This window comes from Halomonas sp. I1, assembly GCF_032334135.1.
In the GTDB taxonomy this organism is placed as follows: Bacteria; Pseudomonadota; Gammaproteobacteria; order Pseudomonadales; family Halomonadaceae; genus Halomonas.
Genome location: NZ_JAVXUS010000004.1, coordinates 42,424 through 67,812, shown reverse-complemented (window position 1 = coordinate 67,812; position 25,389 = coordinate 42,424). Strand labels below are relative to the sequence as shown.

The 25,389-nt window shown below is 65.4% G+C and carries 23 protein-coding genes; 5 read left to right on the top strand and 18 right to left on the bottom strand.

The annotated features are described in order from the left end of the window. Positions 1–218: 218 nt before the first annotated feature. The gene (locus tag RSO41_RS07435) at positions 219–749 is read left to right on the top strand and encodes a macro domain-containing protein (protein WP_315618453.1); all 531 of its coding nucleotides are present in this window, start codon (positions 219–221) and stop codon (positions 747–749) included. A gap of 149 nt (positions 750–898) precedes the next feature. Here the strand turns inward: RSO41_RS07435 and RSO41_RS07430 are convergent, their stop codons facing one another. From RSO41_RS07430 to RSO41_RS07420, 3 genes are all read right to left on the bottom strand, one after another. After that, positions 899–2,194: a TRAP transporter large permease gene (locus tag RSO41_RS07430; RefSeq protein ID WP_315618452.1), complete on the bottom strand. Its 1,296-nt coding sequence runs from the start codon at positions 2,192–2,194 to the stop codon at positions 899–901. Then, on the bottom strand, positions 2,184–2,660 hold the full coding sequence (locus RSO41_RS07425) for a TRAP transporter small permease (RefSeq protein ID WP_315618451.1): 477 nt from the start codon (positions 2,658–2,660) through the stop codon (positions 2,184–2,186). Before RSO41_RS07425 ends, RSO41_RS07430 begins: the two co-directional genes overlap by 11 nt. A 74-nt stretch (positions 2,661–2,734) precedes the next feature. Continuing rightward, positions 2,735–3,745, bottom strand: coding sequence for a DctP family TRAP transporter solute-binding subunit (locus tag RSO41_RS07420; RefSeq protein ID WP_315618450.1), 1,011 nt, complete (start codon positions 3,743–3,745; stop codon positions 2,735–2,737). Positions 3,746–4,263: 518 nt separating this feature from the next. Between RSO41_RS07420 and RSO41_RS07415 the strand changes: the two genes are divergently transcribed. Together RSO41_RS07415 and RSO41_RS07410 are read left to right on the top strand one after the other, a co-directional pair. Next, a complete protein-coding gene (locus RSO41_RS07415) occupies positions 4,264–5,028 on the top strand; it encodes an outer membrane protein OmpK (protein ID WP_315618449.1) in 765 nt (254 codons plus the stop codon). Between the two features lie 146 nt (positions 5,029–5,174). Beyond that, on the top strand, positions 5,175–6,056 hold the full coding sequence (locus RSO41_RS07410) for a DMT family transporter (RefSeq protein WP_315618448.1): 882 nt from the start codon (positions 5,175–5,177) through the stop codon (positions 6,054–6,056). Positions 6,057–6,084: 28 nt separating this feature from the next. Here the strand turns inward: RSO41_RS07410 and RSO41_RS07405 are convergent, their stop codons facing one another. Together RSO41_RS07405 and RSO41_RS07400 are read right to left on the bottom strand one after the other, a co-directional pair. Next, the gene (locus RSO41_RS07405) at positions 6,085–6,708 is read right to left on the bottom strand and encodes an L-threonylcarbamoyladenylate synthase (protein ID WP_315618447.1); all 624 of its coding nucleotides are present in this window, start codon (positions 6,706–6,708) and stop codon (positions 6,085–6,087) included. Between the two features lie 44 nt (positions 6,709–6,752). Beyond that, positions 6,753–7,661 carry a PHP domain-containing protein gene (locus RSO41_RS07400; protein WP_315618446.1) on the bottom strand — a complete coding sequence of 303 codons (909 nt, stop codon included), beginning with the start codon at positions 7,659–7,661 and terminating at the stop codon, positions 6,753–6,755. A gap of 118 nt (positions 7,662–7,779) precedes the next feature. Between RSO41_RS07400 and RSO41_RS07395 the strand changes: the two genes are divergently transcribed. Together RSO41_RS07395 and mnmC are read left to right on the top strand one after the other, a co-directional pair. Beyond that, entirely contained in the window at positions 7,780–8,079 is a 300-nt protein-coding gene (locus tag RSO41_RS07395; protein WP_315618445.1) for a YciI family protein, read from the top strand. 362 nt (positions 8,080–8,441) lie between these two features. Further along, complete coding sequence (gene mnmC, locus RSO41_RS07390) at positions 8,442–10,466, top strand: bifunctional tRNA (5-methylaminomethyl-2-thiouridine)(34)-methyltransferase MnmD/FAD-dependent 5-carboxymethylaminomethyl-2-thiouridine(34) oxidoreductase MnmC (protein WP_315618444.1); 2,025 nt, start codon at positions 8,442–8,444, stop codon at positions 10,464–10,466. Between the two features lie 91 nt (positions 10,467–10,557). Here the strand turns inward: mnmC and RSO41_RS07385 are convergent, their stop codons facing one another. From RSO41_RS07385 to ccmA, 13 genes are all read right to left on the bottom strand, one after another. Beyond that, positions 10,558–10,830, bottom strand: a complete 273-nt coding sequence (locus tag RSO41_RS07385) for a YheU family protein (RefSeq protein WP_315618442.1) — start codon at positions 10,828–10,830, stop codon at positions 10,558–10,560. Then, positions 10,827–12,905 carry an NAD-dependent DNA ligase LigA gene (gene ligA, locus RSO41_RS07380; RefSeq protein WP_315618441.1) on the bottom strand — a complete coding sequence of 693 codons (2,079 nt, stop codon included), beginning with the start codon at positions 12,903–12,905 and terminating at the stop codon, positions 10,827–10,829. Before ligA ends, RSO41_RS07385 begins: the two co-directional genes overlap by 4 nt. Before the next feature lie 277 nt (positions 12,906–13,182). Further along, positions 13,183–14,751: a cell division protein ZipA gene (gene zipA / locus RSO41_RS07375; protein WP_315618440.1), complete on the bottom strand. Its 1,569-nt coding sequence runs from the start codon at positions 14,749–14,751 to the stop codon at positions 13,183–13,185. A 224-nt stretch (positions 14,752–14,975) separates the two neighbouring features. Continuing rightward, positions 14,976–18,470 carry a chromosome segregation protein SMC gene (smc, locus tag RSO41_RS07370; protein ID WP_315618439.1) on the bottom strand — a complete coding sequence of 1,165 codons (3,495 nt, stop codon included), beginning with the start codon at positions 18,468–18,470 and terminating at the stop codon, positions 14,976–14,978. 3 nt (positions 18,471–18,473) lie between these two features. Beyond that, positions 18,474–19,427 (bottom strand): c-type cytochrome biogenesis protein CcmI, encoded by a 954-nt coding sequence (gene ccmI, locus RSO41_RS07365; RefSeq protein WP_315618438.1) that lies wholly within the window; start codon positions 19,425–19,427, stop codon positions 18,474–18,476. Further along, positions 19,424–19,936: a cytochrome c-type biogenesis protein gene (locus RSO41_RS07360; protein ID WP_315618437.1), complete on the bottom strand. Its 513-nt coding sequence runs from the start codon at positions 19,934–19,936 to the stop codon at positions 19,424–19,426. The genes ccmI and RSO41_RS07360 overlap by 4 nt, the downstream gene beginning before the upstream one ends. Next, a complete protein-coding gene (locus tag RSO41_RS07355) occupies positions 19,924–20,454 on the bottom strand; it encodes a DsbE family thiol:disulfide interchange protein (protein ID WP_315618436.1) in 531 nt (176 codons plus the stop codon). The genes RSO41_RS07360 and RSO41_RS07355 overlap by 13 nt, the downstream gene beginning before the upstream one ends. Beyond that, complete coding sequence (locus RSO41_RS07350) at positions 20,451–22,454, bottom strand: heme lyase CcmF/NrfE family subunit (RefSeq protein WP_315618435.1); 2,004 nt, start codon at positions 22,452–22,454, stop codon at positions 20,451–20,453. The genes RSO41_RS07355 and RSO41_RS07350 overlap by 4 nt, the downstream gene beginning before the upstream one ends. A 12-nt stretch (positions 22,455–22,466) precedes the next feature. Continuing rightward, positions 22,467–22,970 (bottom strand): cytochrome c maturation protein CcmE, encoded by a 504-nt coding sequence (gene ccmE, locus RSO41_RS07345; protein WP_315618434.1) that lies wholly within the window; start codon positions 22,968–22,970, stop codon positions 22,467–22,469. Next, on the bottom strand, positions 22,967–23,167 hold the full coding sequence (ccmD, locus tag RSO41_RS07340; RefSeq protein ID WP_315618433.1) for a heme exporter protein CcmD: 201 nt from the start codon (positions 23,165–23,167) through the stop codon (positions 22,967–22,969). Before ccmD ends, ccmE begins: the two co-directional genes overlap by 4 nt. Beyond that, positions 23,167–23,907, bottom strand: a complete 741-nt coding sequence (locus RSO41_RS07335; RefSeq protein ID WP_315618432.1) for a heme ABC transporter permease — start codon at positions 23,905–23,907, stop codon at positions 23,167–23,169. Before RSO41_RS07335 ends, ccmD begins: the two co-directional genes overlap by 1 nt. A 15-nt stretch (positions 23,908–23,922) precedes the next feature. Further along, positions 23,923–24,660 carry a heme exporter protein CcmB gene (gene ccmB / locus RSO41_RS07330; RefSeq protein WP_315618431.1) on the bottom strand — a complete coding sequence of 246 codons (738 nt, stop codon included), beginning with the start codon at positions 24,658–24,660 and terminating at the stop codon, positions 23,923–23,925. After that, positions 24,647–25,285: a cytochrome c biogenesis heme-transporting ATPase CcmA gene (gene ccmA, locus RSO41_RS07325; RefSeq protein WP_315618430.1), complete on the bottom strand. Its 639-nt coding sequence runs from the start codon at positions 25,283–25,285 to the stop codon at positions 24,647–24,649. The genes ccmB and ccmA overlap by 14 nt, the downstream gene beginning before the upstream one ends. Positions 25,286–25,389 lie beyond the last annotated feature (104 nt).

The following is a 25,389-nucleotide window of genomic DNA, read 5'->3' as shown; positions in this document are numbered from 1 at the left end:
GGCGGTTTGACCGCCCCTTCCTACTTTAGCGAAAAACGCAGTAACATGATGCGGCATCTTGCCTGCCGTGACAGTCTAGTCGGACACAACGTTTAGCGTTCGTTAATTTTCATGTCTGACCGGTGGCAACGCAACGTTTCATTCCCTCTCTTGCGGTTGCCGGCATGCCTCCGGGGGTATCAGACTGTCAAAGGATAGTGCCAAGCGAGGAGAACGACATGCCGGCTCCCGACGCCATCATCGAGTGTCGCCAGGGCGATATCGCACGCCAGGAAGACGTGGAAGCCGTGGTCAACGCCGCCAATGCCGCCTTGCGAAGCGGTGGTGGCGTAGCGGGCGCCCTGCATCGCGCCGCTGGCCCGGCACTCGCCGACGCCTGCCGCCCGCTGGCTCCGATCCAGCCCGGCCAGGCGGTGCTCACCGACGCCTTCGAGCTTCCCAACTGCTACGTCATCCACTGCCTGGGACCGGTCTATGGTGTCGATGAGCCCTCCGACGAACTGCTCGCCGGCTGCTATCGCCACGCCCTGGAGCTGGCCCAGCGGCACGGCATCGCGAGCATCGCCTTCCCGGCGCTTTCCACCGGCGCCTTCGGTTATCCCGCCTCCGAGGCGGCGCGCATTGCCCTGTCCACCGTCCTGGCCACCCAGCCCGACTGCCCGGTCGTGCGCCAGGTTCGCTTCGTGCTGTTCGACGATGCCAGCCGTTCGCTCCATCAGCAGTGGCTCGATGCCCTGACCGACAACTAGCGACGAAGCGCCAAGCCCCGAAAAGCAGCCACGAGCCTCGAGCGGCGAGTCACGAAACCCGAGCCCGGCAGGCCCAGGCTGGCCTCTCGCCGCTCGTCACTCGTCACTCGTCACTCGTCATTCGTCATTCGTCATTCGTCATTCGTCACCTAGACGTTATAACCGAGCACCTTGGGCAACCAGAGGGCAATACTCGGGAATATCGCCACCAGCGCCAGGGCAGCCGCCATGGCCACCACGAAGACCATCGCCCAGCCAAGGGTCTGTTCCAGGCGCACTTGCGCCACCTCGGTGGTCACCATCAGATTGACCGCCACGGGCGGCGTGAATTGCCCGATGGCGATATTCATCGCCAGCAGGATGCCGAACCATACCGGGTTCCAGTCGAAATGCTGCATGACCGGTATCAGGATCGGCATCAAGATCAGGTAGATCGAGATGGCATCCAGCAGCATGCCGGCCACCAGTACCGCCAGCATGATCAGCACCAGCAGTAGCGTGCCGTTGTCGGACAGCGCGATCACCCACTCTGCCAGGTGCCGGAAGGTCCCCAGCATGGTACCGGCCCAGGCGAAGATACCGGCCAGCGCGATGATCAACATCACCACCCCGGAGATCACCGCCGCTTCGCCGAACAGCTCCCAGAGGTCACGCCAACCGAGTTCTCGGGTCAGCCAGAGGCCCACTACCACACCATAGGCAACGGCCACCACCGCCGCTTCGGTGGGCGTGAAGAGACCACTGCGCAAGCCCCCCAGGATCAACACCGGTGCGAACAGCGCCGGGATGGCCTGGCGAAAACTCTCGCCGAGTGGCGGGCGCTCGACATCCTCCGGTGCCTCCCAGTGATGGCGACGCGCCAGCCACCAGGCCGGTACCAGTAATGCCGCACCGGCCAGCATCCCCGGAAAGAGACCGGCGGCAAACAGAGCACGCAGGTCGACCCCCGGTACCACGATGGAGTACAGGATCAACGCGACCGAAGGCGGAATCAGGATGGCCGTGGACGCCGAGGCGGCGATCAAGGTTGCCGAGAAGGGTCTAGGGTAGCCGGCCCGTGTCATGCTGGGCAGCATGACCATGGCGACAGCCGCCGCATCGGCGGGCCCCGAACCGCTCATGCCGCCCATGATCATGCAGACCAGTACCGCCACCAGCGCCAGCCCACCGTGGCGGGGACCGATCAACGCCTGGGCGAAGCGCACCAGGCGCGCCGCCACCCCGGCACGCTCGAAGATCAAGCCGGTGAGAATGAACAACGGGATGGCGATCAAGGGGTACTTGGCGACACTGTTGTAGGTATTCGTGCCCAGGGTCGCCAGCATGTCGGGCGACAACCCGGCGACGATACCGACCGCACCGGACAGGCCCAGCGAGAAGGCCACCGGCACACCGGCGATCAACAGACCGGCAAAGGCCAGCAGCATCCACAGATCAGGACTCATCGTCGAGCCCTCCGCGCAGGCGATCAAGGGTCTGCTGACACTGGCGCCAGAACATCAATGCGGCAAGCAATGGCAACCAGACCAGGTACCACCACTGGGGCAGCCCGAGCCCCGGCGAGAGCGTTTCCCATTGATATTCCTGCCAGGCCAGCTTGCCGCCGTGCCAGGCGATCAGCCCCAGCACGACCAGGCCACACAGGCCCTGGAAGAGGATCAGCACGCGCCGCGGCCCCGGCGGCAGGGCCCGCTCCAGCAGACCGATGCGGATGTGGCGATGACGCCGCAGCGCCACCGAGGCACCGGCGAAGGTCAACAGGACCAGTAGAAAGACCGAGAACTCCTCGGTAAAGGCGAAGGAGGCATCGGTGACATACCGCACCACCACATTGGCCAGGCTGATCAGGCCGATGATCAGGATGGCCAGGGTCGCGAGCACGCGCTCGACTCTTGCATCGGGACGTTTCATGACGGGGATCTTGACGGCTGGGGAACGACGACGGCGCCCGGCGGTGGCCGGGCGCCGCCTCACGGCTCAGCGCCTCAGGGCGTGTCGACGTCGCGGCGCGCCGCCTCCACGATATCTTCACCGATACGCGACACCCACTTGTCATGCACGCTCTCGGTGGCCTCGACGAAGGCCTGGTGCTGTTCATCGTTCAGCTCGGTAACGGTTACGCCACGCTCGCGGATCGCCTCGAGCCGCGCGGCTTCTTCCTCGCGAGTCTTGGCGATTTCCCAGGCACCGGCCTCGACGGCCGTCTCGCGCAGCATCTTCCGCTGTGAATCGGAGAGCGAGCCCCACACCTGGCGATTGGCAGCGAACACCAGCGGATCATTCATGTAGTTCCACAAGGTCAGGTGCGTCTGTCCCACCTGGTCGATGCGTGCGACATCGAACACCGACAGGGGATTTTCCTGGCCGTCCACGGCGCCGGTGGTCAGTGCCGGCTTGGCATCGGCCCAGCTCATCTGAGTCGGATTCGCCCCCAGCGCGGAGAAGGTGTCCTGAAACAGCGGCGAGCCCACCACGCGAATCTTGAGCCCCTCGAGGTCGGCCGGCTCATCGATGGCACCACTGGAGTTGGAAAGCTGACGGAAGCCGTTTTCGCCCCAGGCCAGCGGTACCACGCCCTTGTCCTCGATGGCGGAGAAGATCATCTCGCCGGCCTCGCCACCGGTCACCGCATCGACGGCTTCTGTGTCAGGCAGCAGGAAGGGCAACGAGAACAGGTTGAGCGCCGGCACCTGTGGCGACCAGTTGATGGTCGACCCCACCGCCAGGTCGATCAACCCGGAGCGCATGGCCGAAAACTCCTGGGTCTGGTCACCGCTGACCAGTTGGGCATTGGGATAGACGCGCAACGTCAGCTCGCCATCGGAACGCTCCTCCACCAGTTCAGCCCATTTCTGCGCGGCCTGTCCCCAGGGGAAAGCATCGGACAATACGGTGGAAACAGAAAGCTCCCGAGCCTGGACGGTCAACGCCGACGTCAGGAGGGCGGCACCGGCCAGGGTGGCGACGAATCTTGCGAGGTGGCGGGTCGTTGGCATGACGTGTCCTTGGTATCCGCATCGCGGTTATTGGTTGTCGGGGAGCATACCGGCACCGCGGACGACATCCTGGGCCATCGCCGCTATCCCTGCATATCAGCGGTTTGCAGCACCATCTGGGCATTGTCCCTGTCCATGCCGCGAGGGCACCGGGCCTGCTCCGTCTTCCTCCTGGTTCCGGAGGTTTGTGTATTCACAACGTTTAAATATGCATGCAAGACACGGTCTTCCACAAGGGCCAGTACCGGCCGACGCCGGCCGGCGCTGAACAAGAATATCTGTACACAAAAATCATTGATGGAAGGTCCAATAGAATTTATAACTGTATACAAGCACTGTCAGACAAAATGATCACTCGCTTGTCTACAAGCGATGAAAACAATAACAAGCTTCGCCAGCGTCCCTCCGCTTCCCGTCATGGCGCATGTCGCCACCGGCAGTGCCGGGACTCGCCCAACGGCTGGGCGCTCGAGGCATCGGCCCACTCCAACGACAACAGCCAACAACGGAGAACCATGATGCTCAACAAGACCCGACTCGTCCTGGCCACCGCCGCCGCTTCGCTGTGCCTTGCCCAGAGCGCCAATGCCGCCCTGTTCAGCACCACCAAGGTGGAAGCCCTGTACGGCTGGGATTACGAGAGTCAGGCCGGGGCCGGTTTCCCCATCGACAACGAGGAACACGCCATCCTGACCCTGGCCAACGCCACAGGCTGGGCCTATGGCGACAGCTTCTTCTTCGCCGATGTCACCAATCTGGATCACGGCAACGAGGGCGAGGACGACTATGGCAGCGTGCACGCCGAATGGAACCTGCGCGGCAATATCGGCGAGCTCAGCGGGCTCGACCTGTCCGCCGGGCCCATCAGTGACCTCTACGTCACTGGACAACTGGACATCGACCGCAACGCTTCGGTGCGCAAGACCACCCACATGGCAGGCCTGTCCGCCGACCTTGAGATACCGGGCTTCCAGTTCTTCAAACTCTATGCCATGTATCGCAATGACGAGAGCAGCGGGGCCCGCGGCAGTTCGGAGCAATACACGGCAGTGTGGAACCTGCCCTTCACGCTGGGCAGTGCCGACTTCACCTTCGAGGGCTTCGTCGACTACATCACCGAGGAAGGCGACCTGGAAGCTCAGTTGCTGACCCAGCCGCAACTGGTCTGGCATGCCAACGAGCACCTCGGATTCGGCATGGAATACCAGCACTGGGAAAACAAGTTCGGTCTGGAGGACACTGACGAGTCCTTCCCGCAGATCATGGTCCGCTGGACCTTCTAGTGCCCTGTTTCAGACGCTGACTGTAGAACTCTGGCGGCCCGCTGGGCCGCCATGGGGCCTCGCCAAGGCGGTTCCCCTGCCTCACGCACGCCACCGACGTCTGATATGCTATCGGCTTCCTTCTCGCTACCGAACAAGGAAGTCTCGTGCCACTACGCGACCTGTTCATCGGGCTGGGTGTCATCGTCATCTGGGCGCTGAACATCATCGTCATCAAGGTCGGCGTGACCGACATGCCGCCCCTGCTGCTGACCACGCTGCGCTTTGCGCTAGTGGCCGTGCTGCTCGTGCCCTTTCACCCGGTCGCCCGCCACCAGTTGCCCTTTCTGATCCTGCTGTCGCTGACCTTCGGCACGCTGCACTTCGCCCTGCTGTTCATCGGGCTCGGCCAGGCCGAAGCGGGAACCGGCGCTCTGCTGGTCCAGATGGGAACCCCCTTCGCCACTCTGCTGGCAGTGATCGTGCTCAAGGAACGCCTGGGGCTACGGCGCCTGGCCGGCCTGATCCTGTCCTTCGCCGGCGTGGTAGTGCTGGCCGGTGGCCCGACATTGCCTGCACCGCTACCCACCGCCCTGCTGCTCACCAGTGCGCTTGGCTGGGCCATCTCCCAGTTGCTGATCAAGCGCGGCCCCAATGTGTCTCCCCTGGCCCTGGCCGGTTGGGTCGCGCTGTTTGCCATCCCCCAGGTCGCGCTTGGCTCCTGGTGGTTCGAGCAGGATCAGCTGGCGGCAATGGGCGCAGCCGGCTGGATCGGTTGGGGCGCCGTCTTCTATACGGCGGTGATGTCCTCGATCATCGCCTATGGCGCCTGGTACGGCCTGCTGCGACGCCATCCGGTCAATCGCGTGGTGCCCTTGACCCTGTTGGTCCCGGTGCTGGCGGTGGGACTCGGCGTGCTGATGCTCGGCGACTCGCTGGGCCCCCACAAGCTGATCGGTGGCGGTCTGGTGATCGCCGGGATCGGCTTGATCGTGCTGCGTTTCAAGGGCAGGAACACCAAGGACGGCTCCGGCCGTCCGGCCTCGTGACAGGCCCGGCAAGAGGCCGGGCCGGCAGTTACTCTTCGAAGGGAGCAGTATCACCGCGCCCTTCGCGTACCACCTGAGGGGGAAGCTCGCGCAGATCAATGACACTGGTGGGTTCCAGATGGCAGGCACCGCCATCGATGACCAGATCCAGATGCGCACCGTAGCGATCACGGATTTCCTCTGCCTCGGTCATCGGCAGCTCCTCGTCCACCGGAATCAGCGTCACGCTCATCAAGGGCTCGCCCAGTTCGGCAAGCAACGCTCGGGGAATCGGGTGATCCGGCACCCTCACGCCGATGGATCGCCGCTTGGGGTGCAGCAACAGCCGTGGCACTTCGCTGGTGGCCTGGAGAATGAACGTGTAAGCGCCGGGCGTATGCGCCTTGAGCAGGCGAAAGACGGCATTGTTCACCTTGGCGTAGGTGCCGATCTCGGAGAGGTCGGAACACACCAGGGTGAAGTTGTGCTTGTCATCGAGGGAACGCAGCCACTTGATACGTTCAATGGCCTTCTTGTCACCGAGATGGCAGCCCAGGGCATAGCCGGAATCGGTGGGATAGGCAACCACCCCACCATCGCGGATGATACGGACCGCCTGATCGATGAGTCGCTTCTGGGGATTTTCCGGATGGATCTGAAAGAACTGGCTCATGGGCGCTCCCTGTTCGTTGATATTACCGAGGACGTTCACCGGCTTCAGGCTGCCGGCACGGAGCGACCGAAGGCGGCCGCAAGGCATGGATGGGTCCAGACCGGCGCCACGGCCGTGCGCGGCACCGGCGTCATGCTGCCCGGTGCCAGATGGCCACCGGGGAAGTGGAAATCGCTGCCGAGCGAAGCCAGCAGGCCCCGCTCGTCCAGTTGTCTGGCCAGGTCGCGCGTGACATCGGCATTCTGGAAGCCACTGACCAACTCGGCGGCCTGGCCGCCGGCGGCGCGAAAATCATCGAGCAGTTGCCCACGCTTGCGGCGGGTCAGCCCGTAGCGTAGCGGATGCGCCAGCGTCGCCACGCCACCGGCGTCGAGCACCCAGCCCACCACCGTGGAGAGCACAGGCCAATGAGCCTTGATGTCACCCGCCTTGCCGTTTCCCAGATAACGACGGAAGGCCGTGGCCATGTCGGGGACCAGCTCCGCCGCCACCAGGGCTTTCGCGAAATCCGGACGTCCCAGGGGGCGATCCGAGTCGGCCTGCTCCCGGGCCCGGTCGAGCGCATTCTCGAGGCCAAGCCGCTCCATGCGGGCAGCGATCTGCAACGCGCGATGCTCGCGTGCCTCGGCCTGATGCTCGAGCCCCGTGGACAGCTCGCCCCGGACGCCTGACGGCAGCAACCCCACCACATGGATGTTGTGGCCACGCCATTGGCAGGACAACTCGGTACCGGGCAACACTGTCACGCCATGATGCTTGCCTGCGGCACTCGCCCGCGCAACACCGGCGACGGTATCGTGGTCGGTCAAGGCCATGTGGGTCAGGCCTCGTGCCGCACAGGCTTCGACCAGCACCTCGGGAGACAAGGCGCCGTCGGACGCGGTGGAGTGCATATGAAGGTCGATAGAGAGCGCTTCGCCCTCGAAACGCTCAGGAAGTGCATTCATTGGCATGACGCCGGCAGGTGTCTTTGTCAGAATATCGTCCATGGTGCTCGCACGGCCCATGGGGGTCAAATGCCGAGCCCTCTCGTTCACGCGGCGCGAGCCGCTTTACCGAGGACTATCCGTGATGCTCTACGCCATCATCAGTGAAGATGTGAACAACAGCCTGGAGCGGCGCCTGGCCGCACGTCCCGATCACCTGGCCCGCCTCGAGGCACTGCGCGACGAGGGGCGACTGGTGCTGGCCGGCCCGCATCCCGCCATCGACAGCGAGTCGCCGGGCGACGCGGGCTTCAGCGGCAGCCTGGTGGTCGCCGAGTTCGAGGACCTGGAAAGCGCTCAGGCCTGGGCCGACGCCGACCCCTTCGTCATTGCCGGCGTCTACGCCAGGGTGACCGTAAAGCCCTTCAAGCGGGTCCTGCCATAGGGGACAAGGGAGGCGCTGAATAAATAGCCGAGCATAGTAAAGCGTAAGGCGTACGGAGCACAGAAAGCGAGACATAACGAGAGGTTAGGCAAGCTTTCGAGCACCGCGTACAAATTCGCCGGGAGCGAATTTGAACCGTCTTCAGACGGGCCCGCAGGGTAGCCGCCAAGGATGGCGGCTATAGCGAAGCGATTTGCATGCGCAGGCATTTAAGCAGTGTTTCCCAAGGTATCCACAGCGGTTTCCCCACAACTTCTGTGGATAACATTGTTGAAACGCCGCGGACGCATCTCCAGGGCCCGGCCGCCATGCCGCCATGGCGGCATCGATCAAACATTGACCAATAGACGCGGAGTCATGTCTTGCCACCCGCCAAGGATCCATTGCCGCCACTTGCCGGCCTGCCCCGGGCCCACCTCGACTGGCGGCCCGACGACGGCGGGGACGATGCACCGCATTCCAGCGAATTCGATGATGTCTACTTCTCCCGCCATGACGGCCGCGCCGAGACCGAGCATGTCTTCCTCGAGGCCAACCGCCTGCCCGAACGCTTCCGAGCCTGGTGGGAAGCGCGTCCTTTCGTCATCGGCGAGACGGGCTTCGGCACCGGGCTCAACATGCTCTGCGCCTGGGCCTGCTTCGACGCCCACGCGCCCGACTCCGCCCGGCTACACCTGGTCTCTACCGAGCTGTATCCGCTGGGCCGCCAGGACCTGGTCCGGGCGCTGACCGCCTGGCCGGACCTCGCCGACCGAGCGGCGGCGCTGCTGGCGCAATGGCCCGAACCGGTGCGCGGCGTGCATCGCCTGTGGCTCGACGACCGGGTGATCCTGGACCTGCACTTCGGCGATACCACCGAACGACTCGAGCGGCTCGACGGCGCCGTGGATGCCTGGTTCCTGGATGGCTTCGCGCCATCGAAGAACCCCGAGATGTGGCAGCCCGAGCTCTTCGCCGCCATGGCCGCACGCTCGCGCCCAGGCGCGACCTTCGCCACCTTCACCTGCGCCGGGGTGGTCAAGCGCGGCCTCAAGGCCGCCGGCTTCGCCTGGCGCAAAGTGCCGGGCTTCGGCCGCAAGCGCGAGATGCTGGCCGGCGAGATCGCCACCCCGCCAGCAGACCAACGCCGTCGGTCGACGCCCTGGTTCACGCCGCCCGCGGCGCGCCCGGCGCGCCGCGTCGCGGTGATCGGTGCCGGCCTCGCCGGCTGCACCGTGGCCGCCGCTCTGGCCCGACGCGGTGTGGCAGTGACGCTGATCGACCGCGAGGGCCCCGGCGCCGGCGCGTCGGGCAACGCCCTGGGCGCGCTCTACGTGAAGCTCGCCGCCGAGACCAATCGGCAGAGCCGCAGCTACCTGGCCGGGCTGCTGTACACCCGGCGCTGGCTCGAGGCGCTCGACCCCGACCACGAGCTGTGGTCGCCCTGCGGCGTGCTGCAACTCGCCACCGCCGAGCGCGAGGCTCGCCGCCAGACCCGTTTCCTCGCCAACCATCCGCTGCCGGCGAGCGTGGTGCGCCAGGTCGACGCAGCAGAGGCCAGCCGGCTGGCCGGCCTCGCGCTGCCCCACGGCGGGCTCGACTATCCCCTGGCCGGTTGGGTGCGTCCGGCCGCTCTGTGCGATCACCTGGCGGCCAGCGACGGAGTGAGCGCTTACCGGGACGAGGTGCAAGAGCTCGCACCGACACCCGATGGCTGGCGGCTGACGCTGGCCGGCGAGCACGGCGACACCGCATTCGAGGCCGACCAGGTGGTGATCGCCGCGGCGACCGCCTCCAACGGCTTCGCCCAGACCACCGCCCTGCCCCTGCAGCCGGTGCGCGGGCAGATCTCGCGGCTCGCGCTGCCGGACGGCACCCCGGCGCCGAGGCGGGTGGTCTGCGCCGGCGGCTACGCCATGCCGCCGCGGGACGGTGCGCTGACCTTCGGCGCCAGCTTCACGCCGAACGACACCGACGCCACGACTCGCGAGGCCGACCACGTCGCCAACCTGGAGGAGCTCGAGCGCACCCTGCCCGGCTATCTCGCCGCACTGGTCGAGGCCGGCGCCGACGTCTCGCCAGGCGCCCTGGACGGCCGCGCCGCGGTGCGCGCCGCCAGTCCCGACAAGTCGCCCTACGCCGGGCCGGTGCCCGACGCCGACGCCTGGCGACGGGACTATGCCGCCCTGGCCAAGGACGCCACCCGAGTGCCGGACCTGCCCGGTCGTCATCATGCGGGACTATGGATCAGCGCCGCCCACGGTTCCCGGGGACTCGCCAGCGCGCCGCTCACCGCCGAGCTGCTCGCCTCGCGGATCTGTGACGAGCCGCTGCCCCTGGAGGCGCCGCTGGTCGACCATCTTCACCCCGGGCGGCGGCTGATACGCGACCTCATGCGCGGTGGCTGAAGCTCGTAGCTCGTAGCTCGTGGCTCATGGCTCGTGGCTCGTGGCTCGTGGCTCGTGGCTCGTGGCTCGTGGCTCGTGGCTCGTGGCCAACCTATCCTTCTTCCTCGTCGTCGGCCAGGTCCCGCCCGAAGGCCCGCCACTGGGCCAGGGTCATCACCTCGGTGGTCTCGGTCTCGAGGTCGTGGGCGATGATCAGCTCGCTGTTTTCCAGCTGGCGCTTGAGCTGAGTCGTCCAGCCGGTCATGCCCTGCTCGGTATCACTAGTATCGTACCCCTGACGGGTGACGAAGGCCTCCAGCAGGCCGTCCAGGGTCTCCCCCGGCAGCATCCGATAGGGCACCTCGATAAAGCGATCGCCGCTCATGCCTCGTCCTCCTGCGCATCGTGCTTCGATTGGCCATTTTCCCAGTTCGCCAGGCGCTCGATAAAGGTCGCCTCGTCGATCACCTCGACGCCGAGCTGTTCGGCCTTGGCCAGCTTGCTGCCGGCAGCCTCGCCGGCCACCAGGCAGGCGGTCTTCTTCGATACGCTGCCGGAGACCTTGGCGCCCAGCGCCTGGAGCCGCGCCTTGCCCTGATCGCGGGTCATGGCCTCCATGGTGCCGGTGAGCACCCAGGTCTGGCCTTCCAGCGGCGTCGGGCCGGCCTCCACCTCGGTTTCCTCCCAGTGCAGTCCGGCGTCGATCAGCGCCTGGATCGTCTCGCGGTTATGGGGCTGCTGGAAGAAGGTATGCACATGGGCGGCAACGATGGGACCGACGTCGTCCACCGTCTCTAGGGCCTCGCGACCGGCCGCCATCAGCGCCTCGAGCGTGCCGAAGTGGCGCGCCAGGTTGGCGGCGGTGGCCTCGCCCACCTCGCGGATACCGAGCGCGAAGACGAAACGCGAAAGCGTCGTCGCCTTGGCCTTGTCCAGCGCCGCGACCAGGTTCTCCGAGGATTTCTGCCCCATGCGCGGCAGCTCGGCGAGACGCTCGGCCTCCAGGGCGAAGAGGTCCGCCGGGGTCTTCACCCAGTCGCGCTCGACGAGGCCGTCGATCAGCTTCTCGCCCAGCCCCTCGATGTCCAGCGCCCGGCGCGAGGCGAAGTGCTTGAGCGCCTCCTTTCGCTGGGCGGCGCAGTAGAGCCCACCGGAGCAGCGCGCCACGGCCTCGTCCTCGAGACGCTCGATCTGCGAGTCGCAGACCGGGCAGCGCTCGGGGAAGACGATCTCCCGGGCGTCGGCGGGCCGCTCCTCCTCCTGAACCCGCACCACCTGGGGAATGACGTCGCCGGCTCGGCGGATGGCCACGGTGTCGCCGATCATCACCCCGAGGCGTTCGATCTCGTCGGCGTTGTGCAGCGTGGCATTGGAGACCGTGACGCCGGCCACCGAGACCGGCTCGAGGCGCGCCACCGGGGTGATGGCGCCGGTGCGGCCGACCTGGAACTCGACGTCGTTGAGCCGCGTGACCTGCTCCTGGGCGGGGAACTTGAAGGCGATCGCCCAGCGCGGCGCCCGGGCCACGAAGCCCAGCTCGCGCTGCAGGCGCAGGTCGTCGACCTTGATCACCGCCCCGTCGATATCGTAGCCAAGCCCATCGCGCTGCTCGCCGAGGCGGCGACAGTAATCGATGATACCCGCTGCGCCTGCCACCACCTCGAGCTCGGCATTGACTCGGAACCCCCACTCGCGGAGCAACGCCATCTGTTCGCTATGCGTCGGGGTATCGATATTGGCGAGACTCGCCATATCCTGGCGAACCAGTTGATAGGCGGTGAATTCCAGCGGCCGGGTGGCGGTGATACGCGGGTCGAGCTGGCGCAGGCTGCCGGCGGCGGCGTTGCGCGGGTTGGCGAAGACCTTGGTGTCCTCGGCGCGCGCCTTCTCGTTCATGGCCTCGAAGTCGGCGTGGCGCATGGTGACCTCACCGCGCACTTCCAGCCGCTCGGGCCACTCCTTGCCGCGCAGCCTGAGCGGGATCGACTTCAGGGTCCGCAGGTTGGAGGTGATGCCCTCGCCGGTGCGCCCGTCGCCCCGGGTGACGCCGGCAGTCAGCTCGCCCCGCTCGTAGACCAGCGACACGGCGGCGCCGTCGAGCTTGGGCTCGCAGCAGAAGGCCAACCGCTCGGGGTCGGTCTCCAGGCGGTCGGCGACCCGCTTGGCGAAGGCCGCCAGTTCTTCCTCGTCGAAGGCATTGTTCAACGACAGCATGGGCACCGCGTGTTCCACCTCAGGAAAGCCCTCGGCGGGCGCGGCACCGACCCGCTGGGTGGGCGAGCCGGGCGTCTCGAGCGCGGGATGCTCGGCCTCGATCTCCTGCAGGCGACGCAGCCGACGGTCATAGTCGGCATCGGTCATGCGCGGCTCGTCGAGCACATAGTAGCGGTAGTTGGCGTCCTCGAGCTCGGCGCGCAGGCGCGCCGCCTCGTCCTCAATCGTGGGGTCGGGGTGGGTCATGTCATCCGTGTCTCGATTGGAGGGAACACTGATTGATTACTGCGCTCGCGACATAAATCAGTCGGTCCCCAAGCGAAGGCCTCGAAGCTCGAAGCTCGAAGCTCAAAGCTCAAAGCTCAAAGCTCGAAGCTCGAAGCTCGAAGCTCGAAGCTCGAAGCTCGAAGCTCGAAGCCAGCATGGTCGCCTAGCTTACCAAAGCAGCAACCCCCGTGGGGTGGCCTCACGGGGGTTGTCTTATCACTTCCGGTTTATCACTTCCGGTTTATCACTTCCGGCTTCAGTTTACCTGATAACGATGCAAGCGATTGCGGCGCTCGAACTCCTGAACGCGCTGGCGGGCGAACTCCACGGTCTGCGCGGTCATCACGCTCATGTTCTCGTCCTTCAGCTCGCCGCCCAGGTGACGGACGATGACCATGGCCGTCTCGACCATCGCCTCGAAAGCCGCCGAAGTGTCGCTGGCACTCGGCAGGGGCATCAACAGGGTGACACCCGGCGTCTGAAAATCATCCATGGAATGGATAGGGAAAGTACCGGGCTTGACCACATTGACCATGGAGAACTGCAAGGGGCTTTCGGCATCTTCAGTCTCGAAGCGATGAAAAATGCCCATGTCGCGACCGTAACGCAACCCACAGGCCAGCATCAGATCCAGCAATGCCGTCCCCGAGAAGCCCCGCTCCTCGCGTGACATCACGCTGATCACAATGACTTCTTCGGCATGACTCAGGGCCTGGCGGGCATGGCCGGCGCTCACATCGTGACGCATGGCCTTTTCCAGTACCGGATGCGCCTTGACCACATCATCCTCGAACGGCATGTCCGCCACCTCGGCCGCGGAGCCGGCGTCCTCCTCATGGTGGCGGGGCGCAGAGGTACCATCGAACAAGGGATCATCATCGCGCTCGGCAGCCTCTGCCTCGAAACGATGGCGTTCCGCCTCGCGAGAGGCCCTGACCTCGGCTTCCTCTCGCTCGCGGCGCGCCTTCTCCTCGCGTTCGGCCTGTTCGCGCTGCTTGCGTTCTGCTCGCTCCTGCTCCTTGCGCGCACGCTCCTGTCGCTTGTGGTCGCGACGTTCGGTGAGCGTCTTCTGCAGGGAGGAGCCGAAACGCTGCATGGACGACCCCATGCGCCTGGAACCACTCTTCAACGAGTCGCCCATGCCTTCGAGATCCACCAGGCGATACCGCTCATCGTCATCGTGATATCCCTCGTGATCATCGGGATCGGCCGCCAGGGGCTCGGGCGCAGGTTCTGACGGGCGACGCTCACCATCCGGCGACGCATCGGCCAGCGGGCCGTCATCGATATCGAGCCCGGGCTCACGTCGCTCTCCATCGGCGTCAGTGTCATGATTCGGCTCATGCATCATTGACGCACCGGCAGGGGGCGTCGTGACGTCGGCGTGGTCAGGATCACCATGCATCCGCACATCGGCTGCCGGCTCGGGCGCATGATGAACGGACTCGGCATGCCTGGAAGCCGGTACGTCTCCGACCTGCGGATCCATCTCATCATCCCGACGCTGACGGCGGAATTCGGAAAGCACCCTGGAGGGGCCGGGGTGATCCTGTCGCTGCAATTTCGGCTTGGGCTGCACATCCGCCTGTTCAGCCGGCCTGACGACACGCGCCCCGCCATTGGGCAGTTCCCATCTCAGCTCGGCCTCGCGCTCCGCTGCCTCGGGGTCTTCATCGGAATCCGTCGTCGCGCCGTCCGCCGGCTCGTAACCGGCCCGGTCGAGACGCGGCACCTGCCGTTGGCGCTGGAGGCGACGCACCCCATCGATCACGATGAGGGTCACCAATGCCAGCCCAAGAATGATCAGCCACTCTCTAAGTTCCATGGGTCGTCATGCCTTTTGCTAAGGCGCCATGCCTGAAGGTTGTTCGACAACAGCATAGCGCGATTGCCCGAAAAAGGACCACTTTTTTGTTTGTCAAGCTCGGATTTTTTTCACCGAGTGTCGACAAGGCCCCTCGCAATCGCCCTTCGTCAATCCCTTTACGTACTTGCAATGCAACATTGTTACCTTCCTTGTAAACCCTTCACCATTATCGTTCAAGCCTGTCAGGCCTCGGCAAGGGCTGCCGCTTCCTCGACACCCACCGAGACAAGACGTGATACCCCCGGCTCCTGCATGGTCACCCCCATCAGTCGCTCCGATGCTTCCATGGCGATCTTGTTATGGGTGATATAGATGAACTGAACCGACTCCGACATTTCCTTAACCAGTTTGGCATAGCGTCCCACATTGGCATCATCCAAGGGTGCATCCACTTCATCCAGCATGCAGAAGGGTGCCGGATTGAGCTGGAAGATGGCAAAAACCATGGCCAACGCGGTCAGTGCCTTTTCTCCCCCGGACAGAAGATGAATGGTGCTGTTCTTCTTGCCCGGAGGCCTGGCCATGATGGCCACACCGGTCTCCAGCAAATCGTCGCCGGTCAGGGTCAACCATGCGGTCCCGCCGCCGAAGATCTTGGGAAAAAGCGTCTGCAGACCCGTATTGACTCGCTCGAAGGTATCGCGAAAACGCGTTCGGGTTTCCTGATCGATTCGCCGGATCGCTCGATCCAGGGTCTCCAGCGCCTCGCTGAGCTCCACATGCTGGGCCTCCAGATAATCGCGCCGTTCGGCCTGCTGGTCGTACTCCTCGATAGCCGCAAGGTTGATCGCACCGAGCCGGCGGATGCGCTCGCCGACCTCTTCCAGGCGCGTCTGCCAGGCAGATTCGGTCGCGTTCGGGTCCAGCGACTCGGCCAGGGCATCGACATCGTGCCCCAATTCGCGTAGCTGCTCGTCCTGGGACTCGGCCTTGAGTGCCAGGGCCTGAACCTGCATGCGAGATTCCTGCAGACGCTCACGAATGCCCTCGAGCTGACGCTCGTGCCCCTGGCGAGCCTGTTCGTCCTCGCGCAGCCGTTCCACCAGGCCGGCGGCCCGGGAACGGGCCTCGTTGAGCTCGCGCTCCTCGCGCTCGCGCCGGTGCAGCAGTTCCTCGAGGCGCTCGCGGCGCTCTTCGTCCGGCTCATGCAGTCCTTCGCGCTCCTCTTCCAGTTCCGTGCAGCGTTGCTCGAGGCGCTGACGAGCCTCGCCGGAGCGCCCCTGTTGTTCCGCCAGCCCCGCACGCTCGGTGGTCAATCGCTGATATTCCAGCGTCAGGCGCTGGGACTGCTCGGCGAGGGGGCGCTGCCGGGTACGCAGCGACGTCAGCCGTTCGCGAGCCTCGCGGCGCTCGCGCTCCAGGCGCTCGCGCTTCTCGGCGCCTTCCTCGAGCCGGGCCATGGCGGCCTGCCAATGCTCCCGGGTTTCCTCGATGGCCAGACGCGTTTCCTCGGCGGACGCCTCCAGCCCCTCGACTTCCTCGGCAAGCTCGGCCGCCCGCCCCTGAAGATGCTCGAGACGGCTGGCCAGCCCGCTGTCCTGGACGGCCAGTTGCTGACGCTGCTGATCCAGATCGCGTTGCTCGATACGCCCCTCTTCCTGGCCGGCCTCGGCGCGTTCGACCTCTTCGCTGGCTTCGGCGAGCTGCGCTTCGAGGGCCTCCAGGCGCGATTCCACCGCCGCCAGCTCCTCGCGTACTTCGGCCTCGCGGCGGCGGCTGACCAGCAGGGCATCCGGGCCGTCTTCCTCACCACGATGACGAGCCCAGCCATCGCCCACCCAGAGCCCATCGGCGGTAATCAGGCTGTCACCAGGCGACAGCGTCGATTGACCGGCCCAGGCTTCATCCCGCGAGGCGACACAGCGAATCGTCGCCAGCCACTGGCCCGCCGCGCCGGCCCCCTTCACCTCAGCGGCGAGGCTGCCGACCGGTGCCTCGCGCTCCGCTTCCGACAGCAGTCCCAGTTCGGCGGCCAGTCCGGGGGCGAAGACGCGGGCGCCATCATCCGGCGACGCCACACGAGCCTTGAGCCAGGGAGCCAGCACCCAGGAGACCGCATCCTCCCAGCCCGGCGTGACATCGAGCCGCTCACCGAGCCGGGCGGCGCCTTCCAGACCGTGCTCGGCCAGATGCGCCGCCAGATGCTCATCGTGATCGGCGAGTGCCGCCTGGATCAGCGCCTCGAGGGAGGCCAGCTCCCCCTGCAGGGTGCTGCGACGCTGGCGTTCGAGCTCACGCGCGTCCTCGGCTTCACGAACCCGTTCACGGGCAGCATCCCGACTTGCCTGCCACGCAGCGCGCCTGTCCTCGCTGGCTGCCAGTTGTTCCTCGAGCTCGGCCAAGCGTTCGGCGACTTCGCTTCGCTGGGCTTCGAGTGCCGCGATGTCGGGAAGTTCCTCACGCTGCATACGACGCTTGCGCGCATCGTCCTCGATACGTTCGAGCCGCGACTCCTGCTCGCGCAGGCGATCCTGGGAACGTTCGGCCTCGCGACTATCCTCCTGCCAGCGCTCACCGAATGCTTCCCAGGCAGCATCCGCCTCCTCGGCAAGCGGTTCAGCCTCCTCCAGGGCGGCTTCCAGTTCGGCGAGCTGTTCGGCCACCTCTTCCTGTTCCGGCCCCAGGGTCTCGAGACGCTCGTCGAGCCGGGCCAGGCGTTCACCGTCGTCTTCCCCCACTCGCTTGAGGTCGTCCAGCTCGCGGCGGGCGCTGTCCAGATCCCGGGCCAGTTGCTGATCCCGGGCGCGGGTATGCTCGAGGTCCTGCTCCAGACGGGCGATGGCGGTGGTCGTCTCGTGGAAACGCGCCTGATACCCCTCGAGTTCGGACGCCAGGCGATCATGCTCCGCCCGCGCTTCCTCCAGTCGCGTCTCGCATTGGCGAAGCCCCAGTACCTCGCGCTCAACGGCAGTCTCGAGCTCACCGACCCGTGCCTGTTCCTCGTCCTGGCTGGCTTTCAGGGCGCGGCCACGCAACAGTGCCAGTTCCCCCTTGAGCTGGTATTCCTCCTGCTTGAGGGTCTGGTAGCGCCGTGCCGCGTCGGCCTGACGCTTGAGCTTGTCCAACTGCTTGTCCAGTTCCTCGCGGATGTCTTCCAGACGCTCGAGGTTCTCCTGGGTGCGGCGCATGCGGTTCTCGGTTTCACGACGCCGCTCCTTGTACTTGGAGATACCGGCCGCTTCCTCGAGGGTTCCGCGCAGCTCCTCGGGGCGCGACTCGATAAGCCGCGAGATCATCCCTTGCCCGATGATGGCGTAGGAACGCGGCCCCAGGCCGGTGCCGAGGAACAGATCGGCGATGTCGCGACGGCGACACTTCTGGCCATTGAAGAAATAGCTGGACTGCCCTTCGCGGGTGACCTGCCGCTTTACCGATATCTCGGCGTACTGGGCGTAGGGGCCGCCCATGGAACCGTCACGGTTGTCGAACATCAGTTCGATGGAAGCCTGCCCCACCGGCTTGCGACCGGTGGAGCCATTGAAGATGACATCGGCCATCGACTCCCCACGCAGGGTCTTGGCCGAGGACTCGCCCATGACCCAGCGAACGGCATCGATGATGTTGGACTTGCCGCAGCCATTGGGTCCGACGATGGCCGTCATGTTGCCGTCGAAGGGCACACTGATGGGATCGACGAAGGACTTGAAACCGACCAGGCGGATGGATGTCAGGCGCATGGATTATTCGACTACCCTGTCGATGGCCGCATCGGGCATGACACTACCCGGGGCCGTGTCGCGTTGTCCGCTGGATGTTCCGTCGCTCGCCTGCCCGGCGGCAGCCAGACGACGCTGGGCGGTCTCGATCCCCTGGCGCAGAGCATCGGCGGAGCGGCTGTCGCCCATACCGGCGATGGCTCGGCGCCAGCGGTCGATGGCCAGACGATAATCTCCGTTCTCGAAAGCGTCGATACCCAGCATGCCCAGTACCGTAGGCTGGTCGGGCGCCTCGGCAAGCACTTCGTCGACCAGCGACCGGACATCCGCGCCGAGGGTGCGTCCCGCCGCGAAATAGCGCAACTGTGCCAGCTCGGCCAGCAACGCCGGACGCCGGCCTTCCAGTTCGATCAGTTGGGCCAGGGCCGACTCGGCCGCGCCTACCTGTCCGGTGTCGCGATAGAGCGGGAACAGGGAGCGCCAGACATCGGCATTCTCGGGTTGTCGCGCGGCCTGGGTTTCGAGCGCCTCGATCAATGCGGTCACCGACGCATCGGGCTTCTGCAGAACCTGCTGCTGAGCGGCACGCAGTGCCAGGTCGCCCTCGGCCCCCTGCTGGCGATACCAGAGCACGCTGGCCACCACCAGCAGAATCATCACCGCCGGCACCAGCAGCCGCCCCGAGAGGTCGGACTTCAAGGGCGCGCGACGCGAACGCTCGGTATCCTCGAGCAGACCGCGCTCGAGTTCCAGGCGATCCTCCTCGAAGCGGTCGACATCGATGTCGCCGCGTGCCAGAGCGGCTTCAAGCGAGGCCAGGCGACGCCGGTAGATCGCCACATTCTGCTCGGTGCCGGGCTCGCTCGCCTCGGCAGCCTCCTGCGCCGCCCGCACCCCACCGGCTCGGCGCAGGGGAAGAATCAGCAACCACAGGGCCGGTAACAGCAGGATGGCAAAGGCGAACCAGAGCAGGGTCATTCGTTCCTCTCATGGTGAGCGGTGTCGCGATGAACGGTATCGTGATGCACACCCTGGCGATGAACCAGGGCATCGAGCCGGGCGCGCTCGGCCTCGCTGAGTCCGCGCGCGGCAACATGACGGCGCGCACGCACCAGCATGACCACCAGCACGATGCCGAGCATCACCAGGGCCGCGGGCAGCCCCCACAGCAGGAGCGTCCGCCCCTCGAGGCGCGGATTATAAAGCACATAATCGCCAAAGCGATGCACCATGAAGTCGAGAATTTCCTTGTCCGACCGTCCTTGCTGCAATTGCTGGTAGACCCGGTCGCGCATGTCGCCGGCGATGGGCGAGTCGGAATCACCGATCGCCTGATTCTGGCACTTGGGGCAGCGCAGCGTCGCGGTAAGATCCCGGTAGCGCTCTTCCAGGACCGGGTCGTCGAACTGACGTACCTCGACGGCCGCCAGGGCCGGCACCGACAGCGCCGCCAGCAGAATCAGCAGCCAGACAGTCAGTCGCGCCATTTTTCCACCTCCGGCATGATCACGCGATCCACATCCTCGGGGGCGATGTAGCCGGTGTGGTGATACCGGATCACACCGTCGGCGTCGACCAGAAAGGTTTCCGGTGCCCCGTAGACGCCGAGATCGAAGCCCAGACTGCCTTCGGGGTCGAAGATATTGACCTCGAAGGGATTGCCGAACTCGTCGAGGAAGGCACGCCCCTTGGCCCGGGTATCCTTGTAGTCGACGCCCACCAGCCGCACGCCACGCTCGGCCAGCTCGAGCAACTGGGGCATTTCCTGTTTGCAGGTCGGACACCACTCGCCCCAGACATTGACCAGCGTCACCTCTCCCGCGAGCAGCGAGGCATTCACCCGACGGTCGGGATCGGCCAGAGTGGCGAGATCGAACTCGGGGAAGTTCCGAGCCACCATGGCGGAATCACGGTCCGACGGGTCCATTGACAGGCCGCGGTACAGGAATCCCCCCAGCACGAGAAACCCCAGCAATGGCAGCAACAGCAGCAGGCGGCGCTTCATGCGTTGACCTCCTGCGCACGCTTCGAGGCGGCACGTTCGGGGTCTCGCGCGGTGACCGCACGACGATAGCGACGGTCGATTACCGCCAGCAGACCACCGACCGCCATCAACAGGGCACCCAGCCACAGCCAGCGCACCAGGGGCTTGTACTGAAGCCTCAGCGCCCAGCTGCCATCCCCCAGGTCCTCCCCCATGGCCACGTAGAGATCACGCAATGGCCCCGGACGCAGGGCCACATCGGTCATCGGCATGCCGGTGGCGAGATACAGGCGCTTCTCCGGCGTCATGACGAAGTGCCGATCATCCTCGCCATGCCGCACCTCGAGTCGCGCCGTGTCGGCGACGAAGTTGGGCCCTCGACGCTCGCCCAGCTCGGTCAGGGTGAAGGTGTAGCCGGCCAGGCTGGCGGTATCGCCGACGCCCATGCGGACATTGCGCTCCACGGCGTAGTTGGCGACCACGCTGACCCCGACGATGGTCACTGCCACTCCCAGGTGAGCCAGCAGCATCCCCCAGTAAGCGAGTGACAACTTGCGCAGGGCGGCCCGTTTCGAGCTTCCCTGACGCATCCGGTCCAGCAAGCCGCGCAGCATCGGCAGCACGATCCACAGTGCCGCCGCCAACCCCAACGAGACCCGGAGGTTCCACTCACCGTCGTACAGCAGCGGTATCGCCCCGGCAATGACAAGGGCCAGACCGCCGGCCAACCAGGTCCGTCGCAGGAGCGTGCGCGCGCGCGAGCGCTTCCACTGCGCCAGCGGCCCCAATCCCATGAAGACACAGAGAATCACCGTCAGCGGCACGAACAGGGCGTTGAAATAAGGCGGCCCCACGCTGATCTTGCCAAGCTCGAAGGCATCGAGCAGCAGCGGATAGAGGGTGCCCAGCAGCACCGTGACCGTCATGACCACCAGCAGGATGTTGTTGATCAACAGCAGTGCATCCCGGGATAACCAGGTAAAGCCCGTGCGCTGACCGACCCGCGGAGCACGCAGCGCGAACAGCAGCAGAGACGCCCCCACGGTGATGCCCAGCAGTACCAGAATGAAGAGCCCTCGTGATGGATCGTTGGCGAAGGCATGCACCGAAGTGAGCACGCCCGACCGCACCAGGAAGGTGCCGAGCAACGACAGCGAGAAGGTCGAGATGGCCAGCAGAACCGTCCAGCTCTTGAAGGCCCCGCGCTTCTCGGTGACCGCCAGGGAGTGGATGAGCGCGGTACCGGCCAGCCAGGGCAACAACGAGGCGTTCTCTACCGGGTCCCAGAACCACCAGCCGCCCCAGCCGAGCTCATAGTAGGCCCACCAGCTGCCCAGCGCGATGCCCACGGTGAGGAAGGCCCAGGCGACATTGGTCCAGGGGCGCACCCAGCGTGTCCAGGCGGCATCCAGGCGGCCGCCCATCAAGGCCGCAATGGCGAAGGAAAAGACCACCGAGAAGCCCACATACCCCATGTAGAGCATCGGCGGATGGATGATCAGACCGACGTCCTGCAGCAGCGGATTCAGGTCGGCGCCATCGGTCGGCACGTCAGGCAACAGCCTCGCGAAGGGATTGGAGGTCACCAGCACGAACGTCAGGAACCCCGTACTGATCAGCCCCATCACCCCCAGCACCCGGGCCAGCATGTCCCGGGGCAGTTCCCGGGAAAAGCGCGAGACGGCATAGGTCCAGGCCCCCAGAATCAAGCTCCACAGCAGCACCGAACCTTCGTGGTTGCCCCAGACGGCACTGAACTTGTAATACCAGGGCAGCATCGAGTTCGAGTTGTTGGCCACCGTGGCCACGCTGAAGTCATCCAGCAGGTAGCTGGCGGTCAGGCAGGCATAGGCCACGATCAAGAAGGCAAACTGACCGGTCGCCATGGGACGGGCATAGGCCATCCACAGCGGTCGACGAGTCGCCGCACCGGCCAGCGGCACCACCGCCTGCACCAACGCCATCAACAGGGCGATGACCAGGGCAAAATGGCCGATTTCGGGGATCATCTCGATCAGCATGGCGACTCCGTATCACTCCTGACCGGCACGCCGTTCGGCATCCAGCCGTTTTCCCACCTCGGCGGCCTTGTCCCGATAATCTTCCGGCGCATAACCGGCCTCTTCGAGTGCCTCGGCCACTTCGGGCGGCATGTAGTTTTCATCGTGCTTGGCCAGCACCTTGTCGGCACGTACCCAGCCGTCCGGCTGAAGCTCGCCGACCACGACCACCCCCTGCCCCTCGCGGAACAGGTCGGGCAGGATGCCGTTGTAACGCACCTGTACGTCTTCGACGTAATCGGTAACCCCGAAGGTCACGTCCAGGCTTTCCGGGTCGCGTGCCACGGAGCCTTCCTCGACCATGCCGCCGGCACGAATCTGACGTTCCAGCGGCGCCTCCCCGGCCACGATCTGTACCGGGCTGAAAAACAGGTTGATGTTGCTGCGCAGGGCATAGAGCGTCAGTCCCACCGCGACCGCGACCAGAGACACCAGCCCCAGAATGACGAACAATCGTTGCTTGCGCCTGGCTCTCATGACACTGCCCTTCCATCACGCGCCAGACGCCGCTCGCGCCGGACTTGACGTCGCAGCTCGCGCCACAGGCGACGACGCTCCAGGCGCAGGTGCCAGACCACCCCGAGCAACAACAAGAGCGTGGCGCCATAGGCAGGCCAGACATAAGGTGCGTCGCCACCCATGGCCAGGAAAGCGGTGAATGAATCGAAAGCCATCAATCTCCCTCCCCGACCAGGTCGCGCACCCAGCGCTTGGCGGACTCGCGACGCAGGATCTCGCTGCGCGTCCGCGTCAGGGTCACGGCGACGAAAAAGCTATAGAAGCCGAGCACCATGATCAACAAGGGCCACCACATCTCGGCAGGCATCGCCGGGCGCGATGTGATGGAAAAGGTGGCCGGCTGGTGCAGGGTGTACCACCACTCCACCGAATACTTGATGATCGGGATATTGATCACGCCGACCATGGTCAGCACCGAGGCCGCTCGCGACCCGCTGTCTCGGCCGCCGAAGGCGCCACGCAGGGCAATCACGCCGATGTACAGAAAGAACAGGATCAGCATCGAGGTCAGACGGGCGTCCCATTGCCACCAGGTTCCCCAGGTCGGCACCCCCCACACGGCGCCGGACAGCAATGCCACGAAGGTCATGCCGGCCCCCAGCGGGGCCATCGCCGTGGCCGCCATGTCGGCCAGCTTGATCTTCCAGACCATGAACACCAGTCCGGCCAGGGCCATGGCCACGAAGACCGACTGCGCAAGAAAGGCTGCCGGCACATGGACATAGATGATGCGAAAGCTGTCGCCCTGCTGGTAATCGGCCGGCGCAAAGACCAGCCCCCAGACGATACCGGCCCCGATCAGCACGGTTGCCGCGGCCCAGAACCAGGGCGACAGCCGTGCGCTGAAGGCGTAGAAGCCTTTCGGGGAACCGAGCTTGTGAATGAAAGCCCACATTGACGTGACGATACCTCAACCGTTGAGACTGATACGCAGCGACGCTGCAATTCCCCAGGGCGCCAACACCAGAGCCGCCGCCAGCAAGGCGCCGAGCAAGGCCAGGTGCGCCGCCACATCCCCCCCCGCAATAACCGACTGAACGGCACCAGCACCGAAGATCAAGACCGGCACATAGAGCGGCAGCACCAGCAACGACAGCAGCACCCCACCCCGGGAAAGGCCGACGGTCAAGGCCGCCCCGATGGCGCCAATCAAGCTCAACGTGGCGCTACCAAGCGCCAGCGACAACGCCAGTACGCCGTAACTGCCGAGCGGTAGCGACAGCATGACGCCCAGCACCGGTGCCATCAACGCCAACGGCAGACCGGTCGACAGCCAATGTACTGCCACCTTGGCCAAGGCCAGCGCCGGCAGGGGCTGAGCTGCCAGCAGCAACTGCTCCAGCGTGCCGTCGGCAACATCCTCGCGGAACAATCCATCCAGCGACAGCAAGGCCGCGAGCAGCGCCGCCACCCACAACAGGCCCGGCGCGATGGTCGCCAGCAGCTCCGGGTCCGGCGAGATGCCGATCGGAAACAGGGTGATCACCAGGGCGAAAAAGACCAGAGGGTTGAGCATCGCACCGGGGCGTCTGAGCAACAGTATCAGGTCCCGTCGCATGGTCGCGTACAGCGCAGGTGCGAGACCGGCTTCGGGGTCCCGCTCTCGGTCGGGGACGACCGTACTCGAACGGGTTTCAGAACGCGACATGATCTCCCCCGTCACCCAGGCGTACGCGACGCATCGGCACCGACACTGCCAGTGGCTGATGCGTCGTCAATACCACGCTCCCTCCATCGTGCACATGCACGGCCAGGCGTGCCTCCAGGTCGGCGACACCCTCGCGGTCGATGGCAGTGAAGGGCTCGTCGAGAATCCATAGCGGGCGCGGCGTCAGCTCGAGGCGCGCCAGCGCCACACGTCGCTGCTGACCGGCGGAAAGTTGCCCGACGGGCACGTCCTCGAAGCCTGCCAGCCCCACCGCCTCGAGGGCCGACATCCGTTGTGCCTCATCCTTGCCGACACCGGCCAGAGCCTGGTACCAGGCCAGATTCTCGAGAGGCGTCAAGGCCCACTTGACGCCCGTGGCATGGCCGAGATAAAGCACGTTGGCGAGAAAGTCACGGTAGACTTGTCGCAGAGGGACTTCCCGCCAGAAGAGAGCCCCCTGGTAATCCGTCAGCTGGCCGGACAGAATCTTGAGCAGGGTCGTCTTGCCACTGCCATTGGCCCCTTCGATGCGCAGGACCTCGCCGCCACGGACCTCCAGGTCGAGATCGTGGAACAGCCAGCGATCGTCCCGTTCACAGGCCAGCTTTCGGGCTTGCAGGCTCAAGATCGCCTCCGAAGCGTGGGAATCTGATCGAGAACTGTACGCGCAAATGGTTCGCACCACCAGTATACAAAATGACTAGAAAAGTGTACCCACTTTTCCGATGC

Bases quoted from the DNA above. Each gene is read 5' to 3' on its own strand.
- RSO41_RS07350 (WP_315618435.1), bottom strand. From the start codon at position 22,454: ATGCTGATCGAGATGATCCCCGAAATCGGCCATTTTGCCCTGGTCATC.
- RSO41_RS07435 (WP_315618453.1), top strand. From the start codon at position 219: ATGCCGGCTCCCGACGCCATCATCGAGTGTCGCCAGGGCGATATCGCA.
- ccmD (WP_315618433.1), bottom strand. From the start codon at position 23,167: ATGGCTTTCGATTCATTCACCGCTTTCCTGGCCATGGGTGGCGACGCA.
- RSO41_RS07405 (WP_315618447.1), bottom strand. From the start codon at position 6,708: ATGAGCCAGTTCTTTCAGATCCATCCGGAAAATCCCCAGAAGCGACTC.
- RSO41_RS07360 (WP_315618437.1), bottom strand. From the start codon at position 19,936: ATGGCGCGACTGACTGTCTGGCTGCTGATTCTGCTGGCGGCGCTGTCG.
- ccmE (WP_315618434.1), bottom strand. From the start codon at position 22,970: ATGAGAGCCAGGCGCAAGCAACGATTGTTCGTCATTCTGGGGCTGGTG.
- smc (WP_315618439.1), bottom strand. From the start codon at position 18,470: ATGCGCCTGACATCCATCCGCCTGGTCGGTTTCAAGTCCTTCGTCGAT.
- RSO41_RS07425 (WP_315618451.1), bottom strand. From the start codon at position 2,660: ATGAAACGTCCCGATGCAAGAGTCGAGCGCGTGCTCGCGACCCTGGCC.
- RSO41_RS07400 (WP_315618446.1), bottom strand. From the start codon at position 7,661: ATGCCAATGAATGCACTTCCTGAGCGTTTCGAGGGCGAAGCGCTCTCT.
- RSO41_RS07335 (WP_315618432.1), bottom strand. From the start codon at position 23,907: ATGTGGGCTTTCATTCACAAGCTCGGTTCCCCGAAAGGCTTCTACGCC.
- RSO41_RS07355 (WP_315618436.1), bottom strand. From the start codon at position 20,454: ATGAAGCGCCGCCTGCTGCTGTTGCTGCCATTGCTGGGGTTTCTCGTG.
- zipA (WP_315618440.1), bottom strand. From the start codon at position 14,751: ATGGAACTTAGAGAGTGGCTGATCATTCTTGGGCTGGCATTGGTGACC.
- RSO41_RS07430 (WP_315618452.1), bottom strand. From the start codon at position 2,194: ATGAGTCCTGATCTGTGGATGCTGCTGGCCTTTGCCGGTCTGTTGATC.
- ccmI (WP_315618438.1), bottom strand. From the start codon at position 19,427: ATGACCCTGCTCTGGTTCGCCTTTGCCATCCTGCTGTTACCGGCCCTG.
- RSO41_RS07385 (WP_315618442.1), bottom strand. From the start codon at position 10,830: ATGAGCGGCGATCGCTTTATCGAGGTGCCCTATCGGATGCTGCCGGGG.
- RSO41_RS07395 (WP_315618445.1), top strand. From the start codon at position 7,780: ATGCTCTACGCCATCATCAGTGAAGATGTGAACAACAGCCTGGAGCGG.
- ligA (WP_315618441.1), bottom strand. From the start codon at position 12,905: ATGACCCACCCCGACCCCACGATTGAGGACGAGGCGGCGCGCCTGCGC.
- RSO41_RS07415 (WP_315618449.1), top strand. From the start codon at position 4,264: ATGCTCAACAAGACCCGACTCGTCCTGGCCACCGCCGCCGCTTCGCTG.
- ccmB (WP_315618431.1), bottom strand. From the start codon at position 24,660: ATGTCGCGTTCTGAAACCCGTTCGAGTACGGTCGTCCCCGACCGAGAG.
- RSO41_RS07420 (WP_315618450.1), bottom strand. From the start codon at position 3,745: ATGCCAACGACCCGCCACCTCGCAAGATTCGTCGCCACCCTGGCCGGT.